The organism is Zhongshania borealis (assembly GCF_039539625.1).
Taxonomy (GTDB): Bacteria; Pseudomonadota; Gammaproteobacteria; order Pseudomonadales; family Spongiibacteraceae; genus Spongiibacter; species Spongiibacter borealis.
Genome location: NZ_BAABDM010000009.1, coordinates 95,290 through 118,966 on the forward strand (window position 1 = coordinate 95,290; position 23,677 = coordinate 118,966).

At 49.9% G+C, this 23,677-nt stretch carries 21 protein-coding genes; 9 read left to right on the plus strand and 12 right to left on the minus strand.

All coding sequences use genetic code 11. From position 1 onward, the window contains the following. Window positions 1–19: 19 nt before the first annotated feature. Together ABD836_RS16805 and ABD836_RS16810 are read right to left on the minus strand one after the other, a co-directional pair. Window positions 20–949: an NAD-dependent epimerase/dehydratase family protein gene (locus ABD836_RS16805; protein ID WP_344938210.1), complete on the minus strand. Its 930-nt coding sequence runs from the start codon at window positions 947–949 to the stop codon at window positions 20–22. A gap of 113 nt (window positions 950–1,062) precedes the next feature. After that, window positions 1,063–1,848 (minus strand): DUF3014 domain-containing protein, encoded by a 786-nt coding sequence (locus ABD836_RS16810; RefSeq protein ID WP_344938212.1) that lies wholly within the window; start codon window positions 1,846–1,848, stop codon window positions 1,063–1,065. Between the two features lie 33 nt (window positions 1,849–1,881). On the opposite strand from ABD836_RS16810, the gene ABD836_RS16815 reads away from it, so the two are divergent. After that, window positions 1,882–2,097 carry a hypothetical protein gene (locus tag ABD836_RS16815; protein ID WP_344938214.1) on the plus strand — a complete coding sequence of 72 codons (216 nt, stop codon included), beginning with the start codon at window positions 1,882–1,884 and terminating at the stop codon, window positions 2,095–2,097. Window positions 2,098–2,102: 5 nt separating this feature from the next. Here ABD836_RS16815 and ABD836_RS16820 read toward each other — a convergent pair whose 3' ends face one another. Both ABD836_RS16820 and sthA read right to left on the minus strand, forming a co-directional pair. Then, window positions 2,103–2,285: a PA3496 family putative envelope integrity protein gene (locus ABD836_RS16820; protein ID WP_344938216.1), complete on the minus strand. Its 183-nt coding sequence runs from the start codon at window positions 2,283–2,285 to the stop codon at window positions 2,103–2,105. Between the two features lie 250 nt (window positions 2,286–2,535). Continuing rightward, entirely contained in the window at window positions 2,536–3,936 is a 1,401-nt protein-coding gene (gene sthA / locus ABD836_RS16825; RefSeq protein ID WP_344938218.1) for a Si-specific NAD(P)(+) transhydrogenase, read from the minus strand. Window positions 3,937–4,094: 158 nt separating this feature from the next. Between sthA and ABD836_RS16830 the strand changes: the two genes are divergently transcribed. The 5 genes from ABD836_RS16830 to ABD836_RS16850 all read left to right on the plus strand — a co-directional run bounded on the left by ABD836_RS16830 (window position 4,095) and on the right by ABD836_RS16850 (window position 8,396). After that, window positions 4,095–4,715 carry a class I SAM-dependent methyltransferase gene (locus ABD836_RS16830; protein ID WP_344938220.1) on the plus strand — a complete coding sequence of 207 codons (621 nt, stop codon included), beginning with the start codon at window positions 4,095–4,097 and terminating at the stop codon, window positions 4,713–4,715. Between the two features lie 172 nt (window positions 4,716–4,887). After that, window positions 4,888–5,415 (plus strand): phosphatase PAP2 family protein, encoded by a 528-nt coding sequence (locus ABD836_RS16835; protein ID WP_344938222.1) that lies wholly within the window; start codon window positions 4,888–4,890, stop codon window positions 5,413–5,415. 39 nt (window positions 5,416–5,454) lie between these two features. After that, window positions 5,455–6,513: an MJ1255/VC2487 family glycosyltransferase gene (locus ABD836_RS16840; RefSeq protein WP_344938224.1), complete on the plus strand. Its 1,059-nt coding sequence runs from the start codon at window positions 5,455–5,457 to the stop codon at window positions 6,511–6,513. Further along, entirely contained in the window at window positions 6,513–7,643 is a 1,131-nt protein-coding gene (locus tag ABD836_RS16845; RefSeq protein ID WP_344938226.1) for a DUF2817 domain-containing protein, read from the plus strand. The genes ABD836_RS16840 and ABD836_RS16845 overlap by 1 nt, the downstream gene beginning before the upstream one ends. A gap of 3 nt (window positions 7,644–7,646) precedes the next feature. Then, the gene (locus ABD836_RS16850) at window positions 7,647–8,396 is read left to right on the plus strand and encodes an alpha/beta fold hydrolase (RefSeq protein ID WP_344938227.1); all 750 of its coding nucleotides are present in this window, start codon (window positions 7,647–7,649) and stop codon (window positions 8,394–8,396) included. A gap of 135 nt (window positions 8,397–8,531) precedes the next feature. Here ABD836_RS16850 and olsF read toward each other — a convergent pair whose 3' ends face one another. From olsF to plsB, 8 genes are all read right to left on the minus strand, one after another. Continuing rightward, on the minus strand, window positions 8,532–10,250 hold the full coding sequence (gene olsF, locus ABD836_RS16855) for a bifunctional ornithine lipid synthase OlsF (protein WP_344938229.1): 1,719 nt from the start codon (window positions 10,248–10,250) through the stop codon (window positions 8,532–8,534). Between the two features lie 18 nt (window positions 10,251–10,268). Next, entirely contained in the window at window positions 10,269–11,087 is an 819-nt protein-coding gene (locus tag ABD836_RS16860) for a UDP-2,3-diacylglucosamine diphosphatase (RefSeq protein WP_344938230.1), read from the minus strand. A gap of 146 nt (window positions 11,088–11,233) precedes the next feature. Next, window positions 11,234–11,659, minus strand: a complete 426-nt coding sequence (locus tag ABD836_RS16865; RefSeq protein ID WP_344938232.1) for a response regulator — start codon at window positions 11,657–11,659, stop codon at window positions 11,234–11,236. Next, entirely contained in the window at window positions 11,646–13,643 is a 1,998-nt protein-coding gene (locus ABD836_RS16870; RefSeq protein ID WP_344938234.1) for a sensor histidine kinase, read from the minus strand. Before ABD836_RS16870 ends, ABD836_RS16865 begins: the two co-directional genes overlap by 14 nt. A 172-nt stretch (window positions 13,644–13,815) precedes the next feature. Further along, window positions 13,816–15,123 carry a cobyrinic acid a,c-diamide synthase CobB gene (locus ABD836_RS16875; RefSeq protein WP_344938236.1) on the minus strand — a complete coding sequence of 436 codons (1,308 nt, stop codon included), beginning with the start codon at window positions 15,121–15,123 and terminating at the stop codon, window positions 13,816–13,818. 223 nt (window positions 15,124–15,346) lie between these two features. After that, entirely contained in the window at window positions 15,347–17,539 is a 2,193-nt protein-coding gene (locus tag ABD836_RS16880; RefSeq protein ID WP_344938237.1) for a TonB-dependent receptor, read from the minus strand. Between the two features lie 166 nt (window positions 17,540–17,705). Then, entirely contained in the window at window positions 17,706–18,095 is a 390-nt protein-coding gene (locus ABD836_RS16885; RefSeq protein ID WP_344938239.1) for an MAPEG family protein, read from the minus strand. A gap of 61 nt (window positions 18,096–18,156) precedes the next feature. Then, window positions 18,157–20,649 carry a glycerol-3-phosphate 1-O-acyltransferase PlsB gene (plsB, locus tag ABD836_RS16890; protein ID WP_344938241.1) on the minus strand — a complete coding sequence of 831 codons (2,493 nt, stop codon included), beginning with the start codon at window positions 20,647–20,649 and terminating at the stop codon, window positions 18,157–18,159. A gap of 264 nt (window positions 20,650–20,913) precedes the next feature. Here plsB and ABD836_RS16895 point away from each other — a divergent pair, with 264 nt between their 5' ends. The 3 genes from ABD836_RS16895 to pilV all read left to right on the plus strand — a co-directional run bounded on the left by ABD836_RS16895 (window position 20,914) and on the right by pilV (window position 23,674). Continuing rightward, window positions 20,914–22,413 (plus strand): protein adenylyltransferase SelO, encoded by a 1,500-nt coding sequence (locus ABD836_RS16895; protein ID WP_344938243.1) that lies wholly within the window; start codon window positions 20,914–20,916, stop codon window positions 22,411–22,413. A 52-nt stretch (window positions 22,414–22,465) separates the two neighbouring features. Next, the gene (locus ABD836_RS16900) at window positions 22,466–22,969 is read left to right on the plus strand and encodes a M48 metallopeptidase family protein (protein WP_344938259.1); all 504 of its coding nucleotides are present in this window, start codon (window positions 22,466–22,468) and stop codon (window positions 22,967–22,969) included. Window positions 22,970–23,218: 249 nt separating this feature from the next. After that, on the plus strand, window positions 23,219–23,674 hold the full coding sequence (gene pilV, locus ABD836_RS16905; RefSeq protein ID WP_344938245.1) for a type IV pilus modification protein PilV: 456 nt from the start codon (window positions 23,219–23,221) through the stop codon (window positions 23,672–23,674). The last annotated feature ends 3 nt before the right edge of the window (window positions 23,675–23,677 follow it).

Consider the following 23,677-nt stretch of genomic DNA (forward strand, 5'->3'; position numbering starts at 1 on the left):
CGAAATAGCCCCGGCTGAGCTACGATTTGAGTAGTAATTCCGGGGCCATATTGCGCACCATCTCGCGAATGCCTTGACGCCAATCGACACGCGTCTCACCAATCAATGCATGCATGGTTCCGGTGTCAATCGACAAGCTGCCGAAGGCTTTTGGATTACTCTGAAAACGCGGTTGAAAACCCGTTAACTCGCTAAGATAGTCACACCACTCCTCAATACTCACCGCCTGCGAACCGCCAAAATTGGTCGTCGTAACTTCTGGCGTCGCGGCTGCAAGCAAGTAGGGGATTTTCGCCACATAATCATCGGAATGCAGCAAATTGTAATTATTGGGCGCGTCAGGGTGCAAATCGATAGCAATGTTTTCTTTCATCATCAGCAGGTGAAAGTATGGCCAACCACCGTTATTCCCGTAGGGCACACTCAACCTAGCAATTGTTGTCGGGATTTTAAATTGATGTGCAGCAAATCGGCACACCGTTTCCGCTGCAATTTTTGCAATACTGTAGGTTGGAAACATCGCACGATGATTATCGCCCAGTGCATCATTCTCGCTGCGCGGCGACTGCCCGGCATACTCGTAGACCGCCGTAGAAGAAAAATGTAGAAAGGCTCTAACATTGCGGCAGTGAGCCATTAAATTGCCCACGCCTTCGCCATTGGCGGCCAAATCGTAATCAAAATGACCGGTCTTCACCACGGCGAAATTCAGCACATAATCAAAATCACTTGGGCAGGACGCGAGGCTATCCATATCAGCCAGGTCAGCGCGAACCGTATGTATGCCACGCTTATCTAAGGCCAAGCGCGCAGACTTATCGGTAAACCGCGCCAATGCAGTCAATTCAGCGACACCACTCAAGGCTTCTAGCACCGGCGCGGCGACTTGGCCTGTCGGGCCGGTCACCAGAATTTTTGCGCCTTTTAGATCTACTGGAGTTACCGCCATAAACACCCCTCATAAACTTTATTTGTATTATAAGGGAAGTGTATACGGGCTACGGAACGTCGGGCACCGTCCGAACGGATGGCACCCGCAATTTACGGAGAAGCAAAGAAAACTTAGAGGTAGCTTTCTAGCTCACGCAACCATGTTTGTAGCTTTTTCATATTGTCTGGCCCCAATCGCCACATCCACTTGCTTAGTGGGTCGGCATTTTCAAGGACCGGATCGACATATTCATACAATACTTTCGGGCGTTTCATCGCGGCGTTTGCAGGGATTGGCTCAACCACCAGCAAATGCTCAATCATGGCCCGCAGTTGATTATCAAAGGACTGAGGGTTGCCAAGCTCGTTGTAAGTGCCCTCTAAAAACGGCGACCATTTTTTATAAAAAATAGCTAAACTCTTGGGGTCGGCGGCCGTCACGGTCGAGATCATGCCGTCCCAACGGACGTAGTTACCAGGGTCATTGGTAAGCCCGTTTTCCGATTTAATCGCCAAAAAGGGTTCTTTGCTATACACAAAAGGCAGATGTTTTGTTGGCAGGCGATAGGTAGCCAATTGATCAATAGCCGATACCCATTTGCGCACTTGCTCCGAGGGTTGCAACCAGCCAGCAAGAGGCGCTGACAATTTAGCCGCGGCGGCACGGAGCTGTTCGTCACTGCCATTTACTGCGGCAGGCGGCTCTGGCACTTCGGCTTCTTTCTCGCGGTAATCCGCTTCGGATTCGACTGCAAGTGTTTGCTTAACGTTTTTTTCTGGTGGAGTTGCTTGGTCAATAACAACCGGGTGCGCAGATTCGTCGTTAAATTCACTCGTCGCAGAGCGCTCTAATACAAACCATACAAATGCGGCAATTCCGACGATGACGACAACCGCAGATAAGGCTTTCCAATTCATCACAAAATCCTATTGTTGAATGAGGCTAAATTATTGCTGAACCACAGAGTCGGGCCAGACGCAGGCAACTACCGTAACGTCCCCGGCAGCTGCATGCAAATGAAGTACGCTAATACAGCGATGGTATTACTGCTGTCGGAATTCAGCAATAACCTATCGCAAAACCAAGGGGATATATATGAAAAACGCCACAATCTGTGGCGTTTACGTGGTGAACTCGGTGCTCGCTCTATTTTTAAGGGTAAATAAAGCAACTACAGGTCGAAGTCATCCAGTAGATCCAGTTCATCCATCAGGCGCTTACGCTCTAAGCGTTCTTCAATTTTGCGGCGGATGCTACTATCGCGACCACCCATTTCCCGCCGCTCATCAAAATCGGCGCTCGAATCATCTTCTACCAGATCATCGAGATCATCATCAGCTAGGTCACTTGCCATTGCTTGCCCACTCCAGTACTACGTCGATACAGAATGAACACCTCGGCTAACCGTGGTGGTTCAGGGCACTATTTATGATGATCTCGCGACGCTGTCAATAAAAATTTTTCATTATTTCCAAGCGCGGTTTTAGGTACTGCCGCACCGCGATGTCCTCTCGAAAATAATCACCAACATTTGCTAGCTGCTATCGCTAGCGGGCACTAACTTCCTGCAAAAGCGCGTAAGCATAATTCGCAGTCTCGCTCGCTTATTTCCCGAGCCTATTTAGGCCGTTCAACGCGGCGATACGATAGGCCTCAGCCATGGTTGGGTAGTTAAACGTGGTCTCGACAAAATAGCGCAAGGTATTACCCCCATTTTGCTGCTTCATAATTGCCTGACCAATATGGATGATTTCCGCCGCCTCCGCACCAAAACAGTGGATTCCAAGAATTTCCAGAGTATCGATATGGAAAAGCAACTTGAGCATGCCCACGGTTTCGCCGCTAATCTGCCCGCGCGCCGTATCCTTAAAGAACGCACGCCCCACTTCATAGGGTATTTTCGCTTCGGTTAGCTCGCGCTCGGTTTGCCCCACCGAGCTAATTTCCGGCAAGGTGTAAATACCCGTGGGGACATCATCAACAAAACGACAATGCTCCTTGCCACGCGCCGAGGCCGCTGCCGAACGCCCCTGATCGTAGGCCGCGCTCGCCAAACTAGGCCAGCCAATTACGTCACCAGCAGCAAATATATTAGCCACCGCAGTTTGATAGTGTTCATTGACCACCAACTGACCTCGATGGTCGGTCTGCAAACCAATTTCCTCTAAGCCAAGTCCATCGGTATTACCGCTACGTCCGTTGCACCACAGCAATGCATCAGCGTGGAGGCGCTTTCCTGATTCTAAATGCAAAACGACTTCTTTATCACTTAGTTCAACAGACTCGTAGACCTCGCGATGGCGAATCATTACGCCGGTATTGCGCAACTTATAACTTAAGGCGTCGGATATCTCGTCGTCCAAAAACTCCAATAATCGATCCCGGCTATTCACTAACTCCACCTTCATACCGATGCCCGAGAAAATCGACGCATATTCACAGCCAATAACACCCGCACCGTAAACAATGATTTTATTGGGGGTATTATTCATTTTAAGGATGCTATCGCTGTCATAGACACGGGGATGACTGAAATCAATATTCGCAGGTTGATAAGGCCGCGATCCGGTGGCAATCACCACACTCTCGGCGGTGATTACCTCATCGAGACCATCGGCACAGCGCACCGATATCGTATGTGCATCGACAAAATGGCCCGCACCGTGGATAAGGCGAATTTGATTGCGATGATAAAAGCGGCTGCGCATATCTACCTGCCGCGAAATAACCTCATTGGCATGACTCAATAAGCGCGGGTACGTCAAAGTACGGGCGTCGCCAATGTCGCGAAAAATAGGTGTTTGGTTAAAGCGAATTGCCTGCCGAACCATATGCCGAAGGGCTTTGGACGGGAGGGTGCCTTGGTGCGTACATGCGCCACCCACGGTACCCTGCGCCTCGATCACCACAACGCTCCGACCATGCTTAACCGCATTTAACGCCGCGCTTTCACCGGCTGGGCCACTGCCCAATACCACCATATCGTAATCAAACTTCTTAACCACCGTGATTCCCTCCTCGCCTTAGTCGTAATCTCGTTCCACTGGTTAGCATACTCCGCAAACGCCCCAAAGGGGATTCGACCTTCTGCTAATAAAAAACTCGCCTGCCACGAAAGCAAACTTTAAAATAACGCATTTTCAGCGCGCAGCCGGAGACCAACGTGCCTGACTCTACGCCTCATAGCCGCCGTTATTACGGCGTGACCACGCTATTATCAAGCCACCCTGATATGCGCCGCCTCAAGCGCACCGGCCTTGCGACCCATTTACATGGCAATAAACTGTGGGGCAGCGCCTACCTTCTTATGGACTACCTACATGAGCACCCTTTAGAACCCGGCAGTCGAGTCCTTGAGCTAGGATGCGGCTGGGGCTTGGCCAGCATATATTGCGCCAAGTATCAGCAGGCCGACGTCACCGCCCTCGACGCTGACCCCGCCGTGTTCCCCTATCTTGCTCTACTCGCAGAACACAATCAGACCGCAGTCAAAACAGTGAGCGGTGATCTAACCGCCTTGAGCGAAAAAGAACTCGGCGAATACGACACCCTTATCGCGAGTGACATCTGCTTTTGGGATGAGATGAGCGAGGCACTTTACCAACTCATCACGCGTGCCATCGACGCAGGCGTAAAGAAAATTCTCATTGCCGATCCCAATCGACCACCCTTCATCGACGTTGCGGAAGCCTGTATCGACGATTTCTTTGCCGAGTTATTACCCCGCGAAATCAATGCCCGACGCCGCCATAGCGGAAGCATTTTGCTCATCGAAAATGCCTAAGCAACTGCGACTTAGCTGCGGCGCGCAGAATCTAAATCACTGATCAAGGTTTGCCGCGAGCAGCACTTTGCGCGCTTGCCCATCACAACAATACCGCGTCTTAAAAGTGACATAACTTTGTCACACAACTGCAAACAGCCAAAGGTATGGTCTCAAGTGTGAGGATCATACTATGCGTTTAATACAGTCGATTAATCAGTTCGATATAAGAATGTTTCTGGCCTGCGTGAACACGCGCCACCAGCAGCACTTATCCCGCATTGCCCGCAGCGTTTCAAAAACGGGAGATGGCTATTTTCAGCTCGGCCTTCCCGTTCTGGTCTACGCCGCTGGAATCCAACAGGGACTGGCCTATTTTAGTGCAGTCTTGATCAGCTTTGCCGCGTGGCTGCCCGCCTACTGGGTACTGAAAAACACCTGCCGAAGACGACGCCCACCTGCCGCTATTCCCGCTTTTAGCGCGTCGATTATCGCATCAGATGAATTCAGTTTTCCGTCAGGCCATACCGCCGCGGCATTTTTGCTGGCAACCATGACGGTGCTGTTCTTTGGCGTCATAGGTGCACCCCTATTCATCTGGGCCGCAGCCGTCGCCGCCTCCCGAGTGATCTTAGGCGTTCACTTTCCCACCGACACCTTAGCCGGCGCAAGTCTCGGCATTGCTATCGCGCACTTAGGCCACAGCATTGTGGCGGTCTAGCCACAAGCCTGCACCCACCTTGCTAGGAATAGGATCACTATGAAATTGCTTTACGGTATCCAAGGTACCGGCAACGGCCATATATCGCGCGCCAGAATGATGGCTAAGCACTTTGCCGCGCGTAATGTCGACGTGCAGTATTTATTCAGTGGCAGAGCGCCGGACCAATATTTTGATATGGCGGCGTTCGGCGACTATCTCGTTTACCCAGGCCTGAGCTTTGCAACTGACAAAGGCCGTATTAGTAATTTAAAAACCCTACGACAATTGCGGCCTATTCAATTCATCCGCGACCTGCGCGCCTTAGATTTAAGCGCATACGACGCAATTATCAGCGACTTTGAACCACTCACAGCGTGGGCTGGCCGTCTGCAAAACAAAGCGGTTATTGGCATCGGCCATCAATACGCTTTTGCGCATGACGCGGTTCCCGAAAACGGCGCAGACTTACGTAACAAATTAATTATGCGCTACTTCGCGCCCACTAAATTCCGTTTAGGCCTGCACTGGGACCGTTTTAACGGCCCTATTGCGCCACCAATAATCAATCCTGACGAACGCCGGCTTACTGCCGACGAGCATATTTTAGTGTATCTGCCCTTTGAGGATCAGCAGCTAGTAAGCGCTGCATTACAAAACATTAGCAAGTACCATTTCATTCAATACTCACCCGATCTTACTGACGCCGAAATCGGCAATGTCAGCCAGCGCAAAACCAGTCTTCACGGTTTCAAACACGACTTATGCTCTGCGCGCGCGGTCATTTGCAATGCCGGTTTCGAGCTAATCAGTGAATGCCTCCACATGGGCATTCCGGCCTTAGCCAAACCGGTTTCAGGCCAGGGGGAACAACTAAGCAATGCTACTGCGCTCAAGCATCTCAAATTGGCCGACGTGATGGACACGTTCAGCGAACAGACCATTGCTCAATGGCTGCAAAATATTCCGGAGCAAACACCACAACACTATCCCGATGTAGCCGAAGCGATTTGTGACTGGGTGCTGCAAGGGCAGTGGCAAGAGAACGAGGCTCTCGTCAGTAAACTCTGGCAAAAAACTGGTAACGCCTGCAGCCCAGCGTCACTATCGACCTCATAATGCCGCAAACTGAATACAGTACTCACCACAGTCCGCCGGAAAGCCCAAAAAGCGAGATCAACGGCCCCAACTTCCCCGACTTCACCGCTGTCATGGATGCCTGCCGTGGCCGCCTGCACAAACGCCTATCAGAGTTACTGGCATTAGAACAATTGTGTCGTCAAGCAGGGCCACTCATTCACAGCCGAACCGAAGCATTAATTTATGCTGAAGAGTTTACGCTGCCACTGGTGTCCTTGGTCATTGGCAACCCCGATACCGCCAAACATTGCCTACTCGTTACCGCAGGTATTCACGGCGTAGAACGTATTGGCACGCAGGTCTTGCTCGCTTGGCTGGAAACCGTGGTAGAACGCTGTCGTTGGGACGAGCACTGGCGTCGCCAATTTGAGACCGAAATCTGTATCGTTGCCGTACCGATTGTGAACCCGGGCGGCATGCTCGGCGATTCGCGCTGCAACCCCAACGGCGTCGACCTCAATCGCCACGCACCGATCGATGCCGAAGATAAAGTGCCGTTTCTTGTCGGTGGCCAACGTCTGTGGCGAAAAATTCCCTGGTATCGCGGCCGCCGTGACGATGATTTTGAACCGGAATTTATCGCGCTAAAAAACATAATCCAACGCCACTGCCATATTAACCGCCCTTGCATTGCCGTGGACTTTCACTCAGGTTTCGGCTTTCAAGATCACTTGTGGATTCCCTATGCCTATCGCCGCTTACCCATCCCCGATATTGGCAGCTACGTCGCCCTTAAACTGCTTTGGGAACGTAATTTCCCCCACCACAACTATGTCTTTGGCCCTCAGGCCATGCACTACCTTAGCCACGGCGATATTTGGGACTACTTCTATCAACGCTGTCGTGCCGACGGCATCACGCTATTGCCACTCACATTAGAAATGGGTTCTTGGCTGTGGGTGAAAAAACATCCCCAACAATTATTCAGCTTTGCGGGTTTGTTCAATCCAACCGTGCCGCATCGTCACGCTAGGGTCTTGCGCGGGCATTTACTACTGATCGATTTTTTACTGGCAGCGGCCCGGAATATAGAACACTGGCGCCCCCAGGGCGAACAGGAAAGAGAGATGCAACAAATGGCACAAAGTCTCTGGTATCGGCAGCTTTAAAATATGGCGATCAAACACTGGGTATTCCTGCGCGGTCTTGGTCGCGAGCAAGCACACTGGGGCGATTTTATTGACCGCTGCGCAACCCAGCTTAACTGGCAGTGCCACTGCATCGACCTGCCCGGTTTTGGCAGCGAACATCAACGGCCCTCGCCAACACGTATCCAGACTATCCGTGAAGACGTAGCACAACGCCTGCCAGCAACACTCAATAACGGCACACCGTTTGGCATTGTCGCATTGTCACTCGGGGGCATGGTCGCCCTTGATTGGCTAGCGAACAATCCAGAACAAATTGCTAAAGTTATTTTAATTAACACCAGTACCGGTGACTGCCCACTTTTTCAACGGCTCAAATTGTCGGCACTACCAAGAGCCATAGGTGCTTTACTTGCGCCGAGCATCATTGCCCGCGAGCGAGCGACGATTGCCATGGTCAGCAATCGTCACAGCAGGGATCCGTCCCTGTTGGCCATATGGTGCAAGATAAGTAAACTGCGGCCAGTTAGCCGCATAAATGTTTTACGACAACTCCTCGCGGCGTCCCGTTATCGCGCGCCAGCAACACTCGCCAGTACGTCTCACCTACTTATCAGCAGTCAAGCCGACCGCATGGTTTCCTACCGCTGCAGCGAATTCTTGGCAAGCAAATACGCCTGGCCAATTACCCTGCATAACAGTGCGGGGCACGATTTGCCGGTTGATGATGCTGAGTGGTTAATCAATGTATTTGCCGAGCAACTTAATACTTAAGATAAGGAGGCAACAATAAATAACAAGACGTGGGATCTAATACGGTAAAAATCTAGGCTTAAATCGATAAAGCGATCCCTGACTTACATCAAGAATCGCACGTTCATTCTAACGTTTAAACGCTAGCCTACAATTTTAGTCGGCTGACTCAGAACCAAGATAACGCTTGCGGCGCGCGGCTTTCATTTTTGTAATATCCACCAACACCAAGCCGTCGATGCAGTCGGCAAAATCAGGATCAACATTAAACCCAGCAAAGCTCACTCCACCCGGCTCACACAGCTCTGTGTACTGTTTATAGAGAGTAGGAACAGCACAGGACAAATCTGCTAGGGCCTGTTTAAGCTCGGTAAATTCGCTACGGTAATCTTCACCATTGAATCGAATCGTTGTTGACTCTGGACGGTAGGGGCTCTTGGCTTTCGCCCACGCCTGGCTAGTGGGAAAATGCGTCTGATAAAAGGGAATTAATAAATCCTTTGCTGCTCGCGGCAAGCTGTCACTTAAGCTCACAGGGCCAAACAAATAGCGCACCTCAGGATAACGCTGTAAATAGGTACCCAGGCCCTGCCAGAGATAATCTAAACCATTGCGCCCCCAGTATCGCGGCTGTACAAAACTGCGACCTAGCTCAGCCCCCTGCTCAAAGTATGCCTCTGCATAGGGAATTTGATAATCGAATAAGGTTTCACTATAAAGTGTCTCACCATCATTGAGACTGCTAATTCGCTTTAAACGATATGCGCCAACCAGCTCTAATTGATTCTCATCCCACAGCACAATGTGGTCATAGTAAGCGTCATAACAATCCACATCACGACGACGACCAGTTCCCTCGCCAACTGCCCGAAAACTGACTTCGCGCAAGCGACCTATCTCGCGCATTACGGTGCAATCACCGCTGTACTGGTAACAATAGATCTCCATGCCGTCGCGGGTATTACCCAAGTGATCACACTGGCGAATGGCGGCGCGTAATTCTTGGCGGTCTTCTGGGTGCGCAACTGCCTGCGCAACCGGCATAAAACACGGCTCCCCTGCGCGCTTCCGCCGACCTAGCTTATACAAATGTTTTTTAAACAACCGGGCTTTTGCGGGTGCGGTGACCGGTAGATTCTGATAAACACCGTGTTCGATGGCAGAGCCGATCGTCACGCGAACGGTGCGATTGTTTTGCTTAAACATTTCTCGTATCAACCACAGGGTCGACAAGGGTTTTGCCAGCAAAGACAGCGCATAGAAAAACACCGAATTTCGCGCATTAATATGCACCGGTAAAATTGGCGCCTTTGCCTTAGCGGCAAATTTAATAAAACCATTACGCCAGCGACCGTCGCGAATACCGGCGGGACTAAACCGCGACACTTCACCAGCGGGGAAGATAATCACTGCACCCTCGCCACTCAAATGACCGTGAATCGCTTGCAGGTTTTCCTTGCGATTGCGCTTGCCGCTCATATTATCTACGGGTAGCAACAAACTGCGCAGCGGCTTTATTGCATAGAGCAATTCATTGGCCACTACTTTTACATCCGAACGCACCTCTGAAACTAATTTTAAGAGGGCCAGACCATCCAAACTACCAATCGGGTGGTTAGAAATAATCACGACACGGCCGGTCACCGGCACACGCTCTTTGTCTAAGGCACTGACCGCGTAGCCAAAATCAAAATATTCGAGCGCTTTCTCAACAAAATCCAGTCCCTGTAAATAGGGATAATCACGTTCAAACTGTTTGAATTCGGCCTCGTGAAAAAGGTATTTAAGCAGGGCCGCTAACGTCTTTCTTAGGCGTGGGCTGCCCTTGGAAATTCGTGGAAATTGCTCATCAATGACTGAATCAACTGATATCATTTTTATTACTCCTAACCATCAACTCGCGCGGCGCAGCGGTAGTACATCGGCCTTAACGGGGCCACCATTGGCAGTCATGCTTTGCAATAAGGTTTGGTGTTCAGTCCACTGCAGCAACTCCAAGTCACCCTCGTAGGATTCACCCAAAACAGTACAGTTTTCTATCCAGTCGCCATCATTGCAGTACAGCAGGCCGTTAATTTTGCGAAGTGCAGGCTGATGAATATGACCACAGATAACCCCGTCGAGTCCGCGTCGGCCAGCCTCGCGAACTGCGGCCTCTTCAAAGACACTAATGACTTGGCGGGCGTTGGGAATACGCTGTTTTATATAGGTCGCCAAAGACCAATAATTACGGCCAAAGCGACGGCGAATAAAGTTGGCCCAGCGATTAAGAAAGAGCAGCAAATCATAGGCTGCATCGCCAATAAGATGCTCCCACTTACTCAGCCGAATATGTTCGTCAAGGCAATCACCGTGGAACATTAGCAAGCGTTTACCTGATACGGTGGTGTGGATTGCTTCGCGCTTGATTTCTATAGGACCAAGAATATGGCCGACATAGTCACGCAAGGGTTCGTCATGATTACCGGGAATATAAACGACTCGCGTACCGGAACTGGCTTTTTTAAACAGCGCGCGAACCACCTCGTAGTGACTTGAGGGCCAGTATAAACTGCGCTTCAGCGCCCAAAGATCGACCACATCACCAACCAAATACAGCGTTTCGCAATCGGTTTTAGAGAGAAAATCCAATAGATAATCAGCTCGGCAATCTTTAAAGCCGAGATGGATGTCTGATAACCAAATGGTTTTGTATCGCTGTCTTAGCTGCACCCTTTTGCATCCTCGCCACCTATTTAGCGCAAGGATAGGGCTTCTATATGACAGTAGCGGGACTAATACTAGACAGTTTTATGACAACAAAAGGCAAGATTAAGCTTTATAAGGTCGTGTTTAGGCAAGCGAAAAAACAGCTAAGCTCAATCAGCCGCTTTCACTAAATGAGGGTAATGCTCCTTAAGTACTTCCGATAATTTCTGTTCTGTGAGCGGTTTACTCGAAAAGTTTTTCACTTCACGCCTGCTTTCTGCTAAATCGGCATCATCGGGGTTTAAAGAAGTTGTTAGCATAACCACCACCACACCCGCTTGATGATCTGCAGAAAGCTTGGCGTATTCATCTAAGAACTGCCAGCCGGTCATCACTGGCATATTAATATCTAAAAAAACCAACTCCGGCTGAGGGTATTTGCCATCAATCGGCGTATTTAAATAATCTAATGCTTGGCGACCGTCATTTACATCAACAACCTGTTCAGCACAGCCATATTTTTCGATCACTAATCGATGGATGTAATTAGTCGCTTTACAGTCATCAACGAGTAAAATGCGTTTAAGCTTGTTCATCTTGTTCATTCCTGAGCGTAAAATAAAACACAGTGCCCTTATTAACTTCAGATTCTAACCAAATTTTACCGCCGTGTAATTCGACGATTTTTTTGCAGTGTGCCAAGCCTATGCCACTGCCTTCATATTGATCTCGGGCGTGTAAGCGCTGAAAAATAAGAAAAATTCTTTGGAAATTGTCTTCGTCAATACCAATGCCATTGTCGCGAACGCTAAACAGCCATTCGTCTCCTGACAATTCTGCCGCAATGCTAATGACTGGGCTCACCCCCTGCTGGGTAAATTTCAAGCCGTTGCTAATCAGGTTCTGAAAAAGCAAACGTAAATCCGTTTTTCTACCCTTAATCAGCGGAAGTTCGCCAATCACCACCTCGCCACCAACATCGGCAATTCGTAAGGCCAGATCAGCACAAACATCAGCAACTAATGCTTTGCCGTCAATTACACTCAACTCTGATTCAGAGCCTAACCGGCCGTAGTCCAGCAAGCCCTTAATCAGGGCAGACATTCGCTCGGTGGACTCATTAATAAAACCCAAAAAAATCTTAGCCTCACCATCTAATTGCTCGGCATAATTTTGCTCAAACAATTCGACAAAACTTTGCACTGTGCGCAGTGGCTCTTGCAGATCGTGAGAGGCGATATAAGTAAATTGCGATAATTCCTTATTCAAGGCCGCCAACTTTTGATTATTGCGTCGCAACTCATTTTCAGCGACTTTCCGCTCACCATTTTCTGCAGTCAGCAGCCGCTCACGATGCGATAACTCCTGTAACAAATTATCGAAAACCCGAGCCAGCTCGCCAAGTTCACCACTGTCAGTAATCGGCAGATCTTTACTTTTTGTTGCCATACCGTCGCGTTTAAGAGTATTGCGCATATTGATGATCGGTGTGGCAATCCGCTGCGACACATATATCGCCAAGCCAGTTGATAACAACAGCACCAACGCTAGAATCATATACACTTTATTCAGCAGGCGATCTTTAACAAGTAAGGTGTCTTGGAGGTCATGACTCGTTGCTAAAATTAATCGGTCTCGGGGATTATCTGGGTTATAAGAAACGCTGCGCATTGAATACACGGACGATTGTTCAGCCGAACGGTTCACGCCATTCACAACATCAAGCTGAGGCTCCGACAACATGCGTTGCGCTTGCGGGAAGTCCTCAATTATATTGCTGCTGCGCTGGTACTCAAAGGCAAAACGACGACTCTCGTCAGGGTGAACCAAATATTCGCCGTGACTGTTGGCAATTTGAAACTGCTGTTCAAGCCCGGCCAAGCTTTTCAGCTGATCAAAGGTCGCTTGCAAATTATGATTTATAATCACAATGCCGAACAATTGGCCGGCGGTGCTATAAATCGGCGTTGCCGCGCGAATAACCGGTTGCCAGGGCTCTACAATTTTACCAAATTCACGGTTAAGCTCGATCTCTGAAACATAGACACGGCCCTCAGCTAAGGCGATGGTTTCAGTAAAGTACTGGCTCTGACTTTTGTCTTGTAATTCTGCAGGCGGAACAAGACGTATACTGCCATCAAGCCCCGAGCGGTCTACCCGAATGAACTCCATACCATTACTGCGAATAAAGCGGATTTGTATGCTGGGTTTGACCTTAAGTATTTCAGTAAATATAACACCGAGCCGCGTTACCCACTCTTGCTCGGTAGAACCATCCAATGGATCTACACCGTCATTGTGCTCTGCACGAGCTAAACCTTGAATCGGCGGGGTGCCCGCCAAAAATTGCAAGTCACGAATTAACTCAAGAATGTTTGCCCGAAACTGCACAGCTTGCAGTTCCGACTTGTTCGCTAATGTTTGTTCCGTCGCGTCAATCAGCTGGGTATCCAATTGCCGCATAATAACCGTGACAATAAGCGCGTTGCTGGCAACGATAAGCAGCAATAACGGAAGCAGGATTCGCCAGGTAATACTCTTTTGATTACCTAAAGTGGGTAAATCCTTGGTTTTAGTCATGCAGCGACGACCTTGTTTTCATTGCAATCCTGTTGTTGATGGCAGCCTCAGGCTGTTAAAGACTATAAGGGCTACAGTAACATATCGCTATTGGCGTCTAACGAATGCGCCTAAGTAGTTTCACCTAGTCGAAATGACGAATAGGCTCAGCAAGCCCTATTGCGCCTCGTGTTTAAGCATTTTCGCCCGTAAATAGTTGCGCGACCAAATGAGGCGCCGAAGGGAAAAATAAATGGATATACGATGCCGTTAAACCCTTGTCGCAATAAATTGCCTCACCAGGCGCACTGTGAGCGGGTCGCTTACCGAAGGCAACAGGCTCAATATCGACGCTTGCCAATGATCGATGATGGGCGTGCCCGCGCATTTCCCCGCTAGGTAAAATTACTGTTTGCATTCCCTGACAGCCGCCCCGCTCACGCATCACCGCCTCGCCGGGCAACAAGCCCAACATTGGATAAACATTTCCGGCAAGATCCCGCAATTTACTTAAGCAATACATAAAGCCACCACACTCAGCCACAATCGGCCGACCTGACTGGAAGAACGCCTGAAGCTGTGCGTGCATTGCGGTATTGTCGGCCAGTGCCTGCGCGTGTAATTCAGGATACCCCCCCGGGAGCCATAGCGCATTTACCGAAGGCAAGGCCGAGTCGTGGATAGGGGAAAAATAATGGAGCTCGGCGCCCATTCGTTCAAGTAATTGAGTATTGGCAGGGTAGATAAAACTAAAAGCCTCATCTTTAGCGATCCCCAGCTTCAAACCACTCAGTAATTGTGGCGGCGGCGCCAAATGCTGAGAATAAAACGGCACGCCCCTCGGTAACTCGGCAAGCGCGGTAGCACTGACACATTGCGCCGCCGCATTAAAACGCTGTTCCAGCTCCTCGCTAATCTCATTGGCTTGCACCAAACCTAGGTGACGCTCAGGCAAACTAATTTCAGGGTTATTGGCAAAGCTCGCCAATAACGGAAGCTCTGCGGGCAGCGCATCCTCTATCAGCTGCAGATGACGTGCAGACGCGCAGTGATTGGCAATTAAGCCGACCACGTCTACATCTGCTCGGTAATTTGCCAAACCAGTGGCTAGCGCCGCAGCGGTTTGTGCCATGGCCTTCACATTCATCACAATTGCCATGGGAATACCAAACCGCACCGCGAGATCGGCACTGGACGGCTCGCCATCGTACATACCCATCGCGCCTTCCACCAAAATCAGATCTGCGGTTTTAGCCGCATCATAAAACTGCTGGCGACAATAGGCTTCACCGGCCATCCACAAATCAAGCTGGGTTACCGGATGACCCGAGGCTTGCTCTAATATCTGGGGGTCAAGATAGTCTGGACCCATTTTAAAAATGCGCACCTCACGCCCTTGCAGGCGATGATAACGGGCAATTGCAGCGGTAATCGTGGTTTTACCCTGGCCTGACGCGGGCGCGACTATAAATAGCGCAGGGCATAAAATCTCGGTGACCATAAATCTCGTCCAGTACTGGGAGGTTTCGCCGTAGACGGCACGGTCAAAATACTAGGATTAATATCGAACGCAAGGCCAAAACCCAGATAATCTGTAAGAAATGGTTTATTTAACGGCGTAGGGGAAAACGAAAATAACTACAAAGAACCAATAACGAAGGTCAATTAAGAGGGGGAGATTAGGGCTAAAGCATTACACAGTAGCCCCTTAGACCGTGGCTTAATTAAAAGCTAAGGCGGACATCAACACCAAAGCTTTTTTCCTCACCAAAATAGGCAGCTTGGTACGCACCTAAACTAATACCGTGAACCTTGTATTCCTCGTCACTGAGGTTACGTCCCCACAAAGCGACTTCCAAGCCTAGACTACCGACACTGATATCTGACAACGCGAGTCGAGCATTTACCAAGCCGTAATCGTCGAGGAAAAAACCGCTCATATCGTCATTAAAGGCTGTGCCATAGCGTTCATCGGTCCACTGATAATCAATACTGGCATTCAACATCATTGGGCTTGATGCGCTTCCCACCGCACGCTCATACTCTAAACCCACAGTGTAGTTATGCTCAGGGGCGTAGGGCATTTCAGCTTGATCGGCAACGTTCTGCCCTTCTGTCGGGCTCCCGCCGCGCTGATCGATATACTCAATAAAATCAGCATCGGTATAGCCGTAGGACAGCTGCATAGTGAGACCACGAACCAACACAGCCATCACATCGAGTTCAAAACCGTCAATCTGAGCCTCACCTACGTTAAACACATCGGTAAGGAAGATCGTCGCATTATTAGTGATTTGCTGAAGTTGCATATCTTCATAGTCAGCACGGAACACCGAGGCATTGACGCTGACACGATTATTAAGCCAGCTCGATTTCAGCCCTAACTCGTATGAAATCATGTGTTCTTCATCAAAGGGCGGGGTAAAACCGTCCTCGGTGCTGCGTACGTTGTAACCACCCGACTTATACGCGGTGACTACTTTAGCAAAGGTGCTCAGCTCGTCAGTCCAGTTGTAATCTAGCGTCAGACTGGGGTTAAAGTTACTCCAAGTCGCGCTGTCTGATTGTTCGCCACCGGTAAAGTACACCGCGCTATCTTTACGCGCCTCACGCTGGTCTTCGGTGTAGCGTCCACCCAGAGTCACATCTAAACGATGCTCAAGTGCTGCCGGTGACCAAGTTAGCTGGCCATACGCCGCATAGGCTTCAGACGTCGAATAGATTTGGCGATCTTCAAGGGTAATGGTTGTTAAGCTTGGCGGTAATGCCGGATTAGCATTGGGTATCAGCACTGGGACCGTGTCGGTCTCAAGCTCACTGCCATGCTCTTTAAAGTAATACAGGCCCGCAACATAGTTAAAGCTTTCGCCATGGTCCCCGACAAACTGGAACTCTTGGGAAACTTGATCCTGTTCAATGCCGACCCGAATTTTAAAGCCAGGCAAACCGCCACCGTAGTTTTGCACAATGTCTTCGGCTAATTCACGATATCCAGTTATGGATTTTAGCTCGCCCCAATCGGTGTCAAAACGCACAATGAGACTGTGACCACTGATTTCGGTCTCGCTTGGCTCCACACCCCCATCCCAGCTTCCAGTGTCACTGCGCTTTTCATCGGCAGGAATAGCCGGCACAGTAGAAGACGTGGTTTGGTAATAGTGCTGGGGGCCGTCAATATTAGAAAAGTCATACGCGTAATCAACGCTTAGCGCTTCGCTGGCGTCCCAACGCACAACGGCACGACCGGCTTGCTTCTCTTCCTCGCCAAAGTTATCGCCCTCCCCGGTATTTTCTACCCAGCCGTCGTGGCCCGATTCTAAGTAACTCAGCTTGCCCGAAAAACCGCCGACTTTGCCGGTTTCTATTTTACTTAGGGAGCGCCAGTAGTCGCGATTACCCGCGCTAAATTGCTGGCTAATGGCAAACTCATCGCCCGGCTTGGCGGTGATTAAATTAATCGCGCCGCCGGTGGTATTACGACCGTATAAAGTACCCTGCGGGCCACGCAAGACTTCGACTCGCTCTAAGTCGGCAACATCACTGGTCAATCCAATGCTGCGCGCCACATAAACACCGTCTAAATAAACACCTACTGCAGGATCTTGAGTCGACTGGCTGTCGTTATTGCCGACTCCACGCATAAAGACCACAAGAGAACTGCGGCTATTGGGGAAAGGGGTAATTGTGACATTGGGCGCCAAACCGGCAATATCGCCAAGATCACTAATGCCAAAGCGCTCTAATCGCTCGCTAGAAAAGGCGAGAATCGAGATAGGCGTATCCTGCAAGGAGCTCTCACGCTTTTCGGCTGTTACCAGAATTTCTTCCAGCGCCAAATCATTCGCAGCGTTTGCGCCGTAAGAATTAAGCGCAACCGCTATCGCCAGGGCGGATGCCCGGCAAACCAATTTACTCATGTTGGCCTCACTTGTCGTTTTTATTATTGCGGTCATTACAACCGCCCACTTAGTGAGGTGATATTGGCAGATTATTGCGGTTCTAAACCATCGTCTGTATGGCTTATCAGCTATTCACTCGCTAGGGCACGGATTAAATATAATGCCTGTGCCCCAACTACCGCGCTCAACTAAAAAACGCTGCGGCCACTGTGCCATAGAAAGCGCCGACGACGAGAACAATCGATGCTAAAAAACCGATCCCAAAGCCAGCGCCACGCTTCTCGGCAGCAATCAAATACCCCCGGCAATACACCGCGCGCCCCACCACAAACAGCAAACCAAGCCCAGCAGCGACAGCCGCGCTAAGGTAGTTTGCGAATAAATACATGGCTGGAATTACCACCACAATTTGCTCAAGGGTGTTCAACTGCACTCGCAGCATACGCTCTAATTTCGGATCGCCCGTCATGGCAGGGGCCTGAATCCCAGTTTTGCCCCGTGTCATACCGACCATCATCACAAATACAAAATACTCAAGTAAAATAAGGCTTACTACTACACCGACTAATGCCATTTTTTAACTCCTATTTTTAGGTATAAACCCGTTATAAACTAAGGCGCCACTCTAAGCTAATTCAAGCGCCATTGATCGCTTGCTTACGAATTAACTGCTGCATGCTCTGCTGAACATCGGGTCCCAACAAAGCCACCCAACGCTGCGACAACGACTCCAAACGCTTATCGACCCGCAGCAATTGCTCATCATCATCCCCTTCAACGAGTAATAAACCTTCCTTGATTAAGGTGTCCATATAAACACGGAATAAGTTTTTATCGAAGTACTCCGGCGCCTCCCGGCCACTTAGAATAGCCAAGCGCTGGGCCATTTCAATGGTATGTTGTTCAATTTGCTTGCGCGGCGCGGCAGTGTCTGATATTTCCTGAACCAGGAGCAAACTGGTCACGGTGTAACGCTCAAAGGTCTCACGCAATATGCGGCCCAGCCCGGTAAGTACGGCGTAGGTTTCAGTGCCTACATTGGCGCGGCTCAGCGTGCCATCCTGCTCATTGCGGCTCAGTAAATTGAGTTCGACTAAATTATTAATTTGCTCGGCAACCGCCGCCGCACAATCTTCCACGCTCACCCGTAAAAACAGCTCTTGCTTCACAAAGGGATAAAGCAAAACACAGGCTTCGATCAATTCGGCTTCGTTTACTGTCTGGCTATGACGGAAGAATCGCGCCACCAAGCTCGGCAATGCCAATACATGCATCACGGAATTTCGGTAGTAAGTGAGCATTACCGCTTCTTTGCCGGTGGCGGTAATGATTGGTCCCCACGGGTGATCGATACGCGAAAGCCCGGCTGTGCGCGCCGCTTGCTCAAAAATCTCTGTAGCACTGCCCTCTGGTAGCGTGATATCTGGGCTATAGGGCAAACGCGTCAACAAGGCGACAAAGTGATCGATCTGCAGGAGTAATTCATCTTCCGCCATAGCCCGCTGCGGGCTCGACAACAGGATCATCGACACCAAACCAATGGGATTCACCACCGCTGCAGAATTGATGCGCTCCATGTTCTCCTGGGCAATATAATCAACAACCTCAGGGACAAAGCTCTGATCACCCTGCTGTGCTAATTTGCGCCAGTTGGGTTCTATGTGGCTAAAGCATTCGTCTAAACTCAGTGGTTCACCAAACGCGACGTGGGGGCTGCCGTAGGAAGATTTAAAAATTTTACGCGCCTTGAGCAAACCGCCAGCAGACTCTCCCTGTTTAGTGGCGCCACGCAGTTCTTTTACGTAAGAGGCACTTTCTACCAATTTGTCGTAACAAACATAAATAGGGACTATTGCCACCGAACGGCCAGGCTGCTGAATAAAACTGTCGACCGTCATTCGCAGCATGCCTTTTTTCGGGGGGAGCAATCGTCCGGTACGGCTACGGCCACCCTCAGGGAAAAATTCGACAGGATAGCCGCGACTCAAAATAACATCTAAATACGATTTAAATACAGCGCTATACAGTGGCTGTCCCGCAAAACTGCGGCGAATATAAAAAGCACCGCCCCGCCGTAACAATCCGCCAACGGGCCAAAAATTGAGGTTTACACCGGCCGCTATATGGGGCGCCACTAGACCTTGCACATAAAGCGTATAAGAAATGAGCAAATAGTCGAAATGACTGCGATGTGATGGCATGTAAATAAGCTGGCGGCTATTCGCCGTTTCCCGCAGGCGCTCAATATGATGGGTATTTAAGCCCGAGAATATCTTGCGGAACACCCAGCTCAATATCAATTCTAGCGCACGTATCATGCGGTCATCATAATTCGCGGCAATTTGCTCAACCATTTTGCGTGCTTTTTTCTTTACCGCATTAACATCGTCGTCCGGACCGCTGAGTTCTGCCGATATTGCGTCGCGCACGGTTTGGCGCCGCAGCACCACATCAATAATCTGTTGCCGAGAAAGGGAGCGTGGACCAAGGCTCGCGGTCGCGCGCCGTGAGAAGTAAAACGACACCAAGCGGGCCATCATCGCCGCCGCCGCTTCAGGATCGCGCTTACGTGCCACAAATTGATCAAAGGTTAATGGCTCGGCAATATGCACCAAAACATTACGGCGCTGGGCAATAATTATCAGTAATTTACGCAGCGCGCCAGCGCGCTCACCATCACCCAAGAGCAGTTTAAAAAAGGAAGTTTCACTACCCGGATTACGGCCCCAGAAAATAGACACTGGCACAATCTGCAGTGGGTATTCACCTTGGGCAGCCTGTTCGATAAGCCCGGCCATTGTTTTCTGGCCGCGACTCCCGCCACGTTTTCCTGCTAAAACAGGTAAGTAAAGGCAGGCTGCGCCCTCGGCGTCAGGTAATTTACCCGGTGATGCCCTCAGCAATGGTAAGCCCTGTGTCTTTAAAATACGCTCTACCAAAAACCGATCAGTCCAGCTGTGTAAGCGAAGCACATAGCACACCGGTTTACCGCTCAGTTGATCATGCAATGCCTCGTCAAACTGAATCAACTTAGGCTTAACGCCAGCAAGAAAGGGCGCAGACAAAATACGGCACAACACAAAAAACAAACGGGTAAACCACGGCATAATGCTCAAATCCTTAGTCAATTACGCGCTCACTCAATTATGTTTGTCATTTTTAAAGCCGAGCAAGCGCCTAAACTGGGCCGATGATTGGCCACGGCGGCAATTTTACTTGGTCTGTCGGCTCCCGTCGCGTATTTCGCTAAACCGCACACATTGTGCTCGCAATAACTCACATGCCAGCTCAGGGATAACAGGCAATAACTCCCTATTGAGGTACAATTCCCTCGACTCTCATCAACAGTAGTCTAAACCCATTGTTTTACCGTTTTTATACAGGCCCATGCCATGAGCGAAATCGTCAGCCCCGTCTTCGACAATAGCTATGTTCGCCTTCCTGAGCGCTTTTATAGCCTACAAGCACCCAGCACCGTGCCGCTGCCCGGCGTGATTCGCGTCAATACTGCCTTGGCCGAACAATTGAATATTGACCCAGAATGGCTAAGCTCAGCCGACGGCATTGCCGCCATGGCGGGCAATCAGCTACCCGACGGCGCGCAAAGCCTTGCCGCCGTTTACGCTGGCCATCAATTTGGCGGTTGGAACCCCCAGCTCGGCGATGGTCGTGCAGTGCTATTGGGCGAGCTTATTGGCAAAGACGGCATTCGCTACGACTGGCAACTAAAGGGCTCTGGCCGTACGCCCTATTCCCGCGGCGGCGACGGTAAATCGCCACTGGGGCCAGTGCTACGCGAATACATCCTCTGTGAAGCGATGGTCGCGTTAAACATTCCCACCACTCGGGCATTAGGCGCTGTCACCACGGGTGAAATGGTATTCCGCGAGCAGGGCTTGCCCGGCGCGGTACTTAGCCGCGTAGCACAAAGCCACATTCGCGTGGGCACAATGCAGTTCTTTGCGGCAAGACGTGATACAGAGGCGCTGCAAACCCTAAGTGACTACCTTATTCAGCGCCATTTCCCTGAAGCCGCCGACTCAGCAAATCCAGTATTGGCAATGCTCAATGCGATAATTGCGCGGCAAGCCCGTTTAATTGCCCAGTGGCAAAGTATCGGGTTTATTCATGGCGTAATGAATACTGACAATATGCTGTTGTGCGGCGAGACCATCGACTACGGTCCCTGCGCGTTCATGGAAAGCTATGACCCCGCTACGGTGTTCAGCTCTATCGACCACAACGGTCGTTACGCCTATGGCAATCAGCCGAGTATCGCGCACTGGAATCTCATGCAGCTCGCGCAAGCACTGCTGCCCATTATTGATAATAGTGATGCTGCGACTGACGACAGCGCAGTGGCAATTGCTCAGCAAGCCATCAATGCTTTCCCCGAATTATTTATGAAAGCTTACCAAAGCATCATCAAAGATAAACTCGGCCTGAGTGAATTTAAAGAGAGTGACGACGAGTTATTTCAATCTTTATTAAGTCAAATGGAGACAGCAAAAGTCGACTTTACTTTGTGCTTCCGACGCCTCGCTGAATTGAGCAATGAAACAACATGCATCAACACCAGCATTCGTGAATTATATGACTTCGATGAGCAATTTTTGCCGTGGCTCCAAGAATGGCGCCAACGCATTGCTAACGACCCACAAAGTCCTAGCCAACGCCAAGCCCAAATGTTTGTAGCAAACCCGGTATTTATTCCCCGCAATCATCTTGTACAAGAAGCAATTACTGCAGCGGAAACAAGCGGGGATTTTAGCGTGTTCAATCAGCTCGTAGATGTACTGGCCAAACCAAGCCAATTCGAGCCAAGCAAGCTGCGCTACGCAATGCCCGCAAAATCTGAACAGCGCGTATTAAGAACATTTTGCGGAACCTGAACACGACGATTGAACGACGCGTGTTAAATACGAGACAAAGATCGTGAAAAAAATGGCGGGCGACATCAATTTAAAATACTTACAGGGTTATTCTGAGCAACTGCAAAACCAAGTCCGTCAACTAATTATTGAAGAACGCATCGGACGCTATCTTAAGCAACGTTACGGACAACAACACAATATTCAAAGTGACAAAGCTTTATACAAATACATAAACGAACTAAAGCAAAATCACCTGCGCAATGCCCCGCAAATCGACAAGGTCTTATTCGACAATCGCCTTGACCTGACTCACCGCGCCCTAGGTCTACACACTGCCGTATCGCGCGTTCAAGGCGGAAAACTAAAAGCCAAAAAAGAAATCCGTATCGCGTCCCTTTTTAAATCAGCCGCGCCGGAATTTTTGGAAATGATTGTGGTGCACGAACTCGCCCATTTAAAAGAAGCGGAGCACAACAAAGCCTTCTATAAACTCTGTGAATATATGTTGCCTGGCTACCATCAATTGGAGTTTGATCTGCGGATTTATCTTACTTGGCGAGAACTAGAAAGCTAAGCTACTGCATTGGCGCTTTAATTAGATTTGAAGCGCGAGTGCGGTCAATTCGACACGCCAACCTATGGACAGTGTGACCAAGTTCACCCCCTTATATCAATATGTAGACAAGGGCTGCCATGTTCTGCCAGAATTCAGTCTATTAGACTCGTACCTTTACACTAATAAAATCATGACAGGGTATCGAGCAATAGTCACCTACACAACGTAATTTCAGACAAACGCCTTTATTCGCAAATGGAATTTGCCATGTTAAAACCAAAACACGCCGCTGGCTTTAGCTTAATAGAAGTATTAGTCGCGCTTTTAGTCACGGCAGTGGGGGTAATGGGCACCGTTGCAACCCACCTCAACACCATTAAATTCAACAAAACGTCCGAAGTACGCTCCCATGCCACCATGCTGGCCTATGAGATTACCGATCGCATGCGCGCCAATCGGAACGCAGCTTTATCGGGAAATTACGATATTAGCATCGGCGCCGACGCCCCCACTGGCACCGCCAACACCATAGCCCAAGCAGATCTTCAGAATTGGTTTACGGCACTCACCGCCCGCCTAAGCCTTGGCGACGGTGCCATCGCGAGCAATGGCAATGTTTTTACCATTACCGTTCAGTGGGACGAAAACAGAATTAGCAGTAGCCGCCAAGCGGATGCCAACGGCGATCACTTACAGTCATTTGTTTTTGTCACTGAGCTGTGAGGC

Bases quoted from the DNA above. Each gene is read 5' to 3' on its own strand.
- ABD836_RS16880 (WP_344938237.1), bottom strand. From the start codon at position 17,539: ATGAGTAAATTGGTTTGCCGGGCATCCGCCCTGGCGATAGCGGTTGCG.
- ABD836_RS16840 (WP_344938224.1), top strand. From the start codon at position 5,455: ATGAAATTGCTTTACGGTATCCAAGGTACCGGCAACGGCCATATATCG.
- ABD836_RS16885 (WP_344938239.1), bottom strand. From the start codon at position 18,095: ATGGCATTAGTCGGTGTAGTAGTAAGCCTTATTTTACTTGAGTATTTT.
- ABD836_RS16845 (WP_344938226.1), top strand. From the start codon at position 6,513: ATGCCGCAAACTGAATACAGTACTCACCACAGTCCGCCGGAAAGCCCA.
- ABD836_RS16820 (WP_344938216.1), bottom strand. From the start codon at position 2,285: ATGGCAAGTGACCTAGCTGATGATGATCTCGATGATCTGGTAGAAGAT.
- ABD836_RS16810 (WP_344938212.1), bottom strand. From the start codon at position 1,848: ATGAATTGGAAAGCCTTATCTGCGGTTGTCGTCATCGTCGGAATTGCC.
- ABD836_RS16900 (WP_344938259.1), top strand. From the start codon at position 22,466: ATGGCGGGCGACATCAATTTAAAATACTTACAGGGTTATTCTGAGCAA.
- ABD836_RS16870 (WP_344938234.1), bottom strand. From the start codon at position 13,643: ATGACTAAAACCAAGGATTTACCCACTTTAGGTAATCAAAAGAGTATT.
- ABD836_RS16805 (WP_344938210.1), bottom strand. From the start codon at position 949: ATGGCGGTAACTCCAGTAGATCTAAAAGGCGCAAAAATTCTGGTGACC.
- ABD836_RS16875 (WP_344938236.1), bottom strand. From the start codon at position 15,123: ATGGTCACCGAGATTTTATGCCCTGCGCTATTTATAGTCGCGCCCGCG.
- ABD836_RS16850 (WP_344938227.1), top strand. From the start codon at position 7,647: ATGGCGATCAAACACTGGGTATTCCTGCGCGGTCTTGGTCGCGAGCAA.
- ABD836_RS16865 (WP_344938232.1), bottom strand. From the start codon at position 11,659: ATGAACAAGCTTAAACGCATTTTACTCGTTGATGACTGTAAAGCGACT.
- ABD836_RS16835 (WP_344938222.1), top strand. From the start codon at position 4,888: ATGCGTTTAATACAGTCGATTAATCAGTTCGATATAAGAATGTTTCTG.
- olsF (WP_344938229.1), bottom strand. From the start codon at position 10,250: ATGATATCAGTTGATTCAGTCATTGATGAGCAATTTCCACGAATTTCC.
- ABD836_RS16895 (WP_344938243.1), top strand. From the start codon at position 20,914: ATGAGCGAAATCGTCAGCCCCGTCTTCGACAATAGCTATGTTCGCCTT.
- pilV (WP_344938245.1), top strand. From the start codon at position 23,219: ATGTTAAAACCAAAACACGCCGCTGGCTTTAGCTTAATAGAAGTATTA.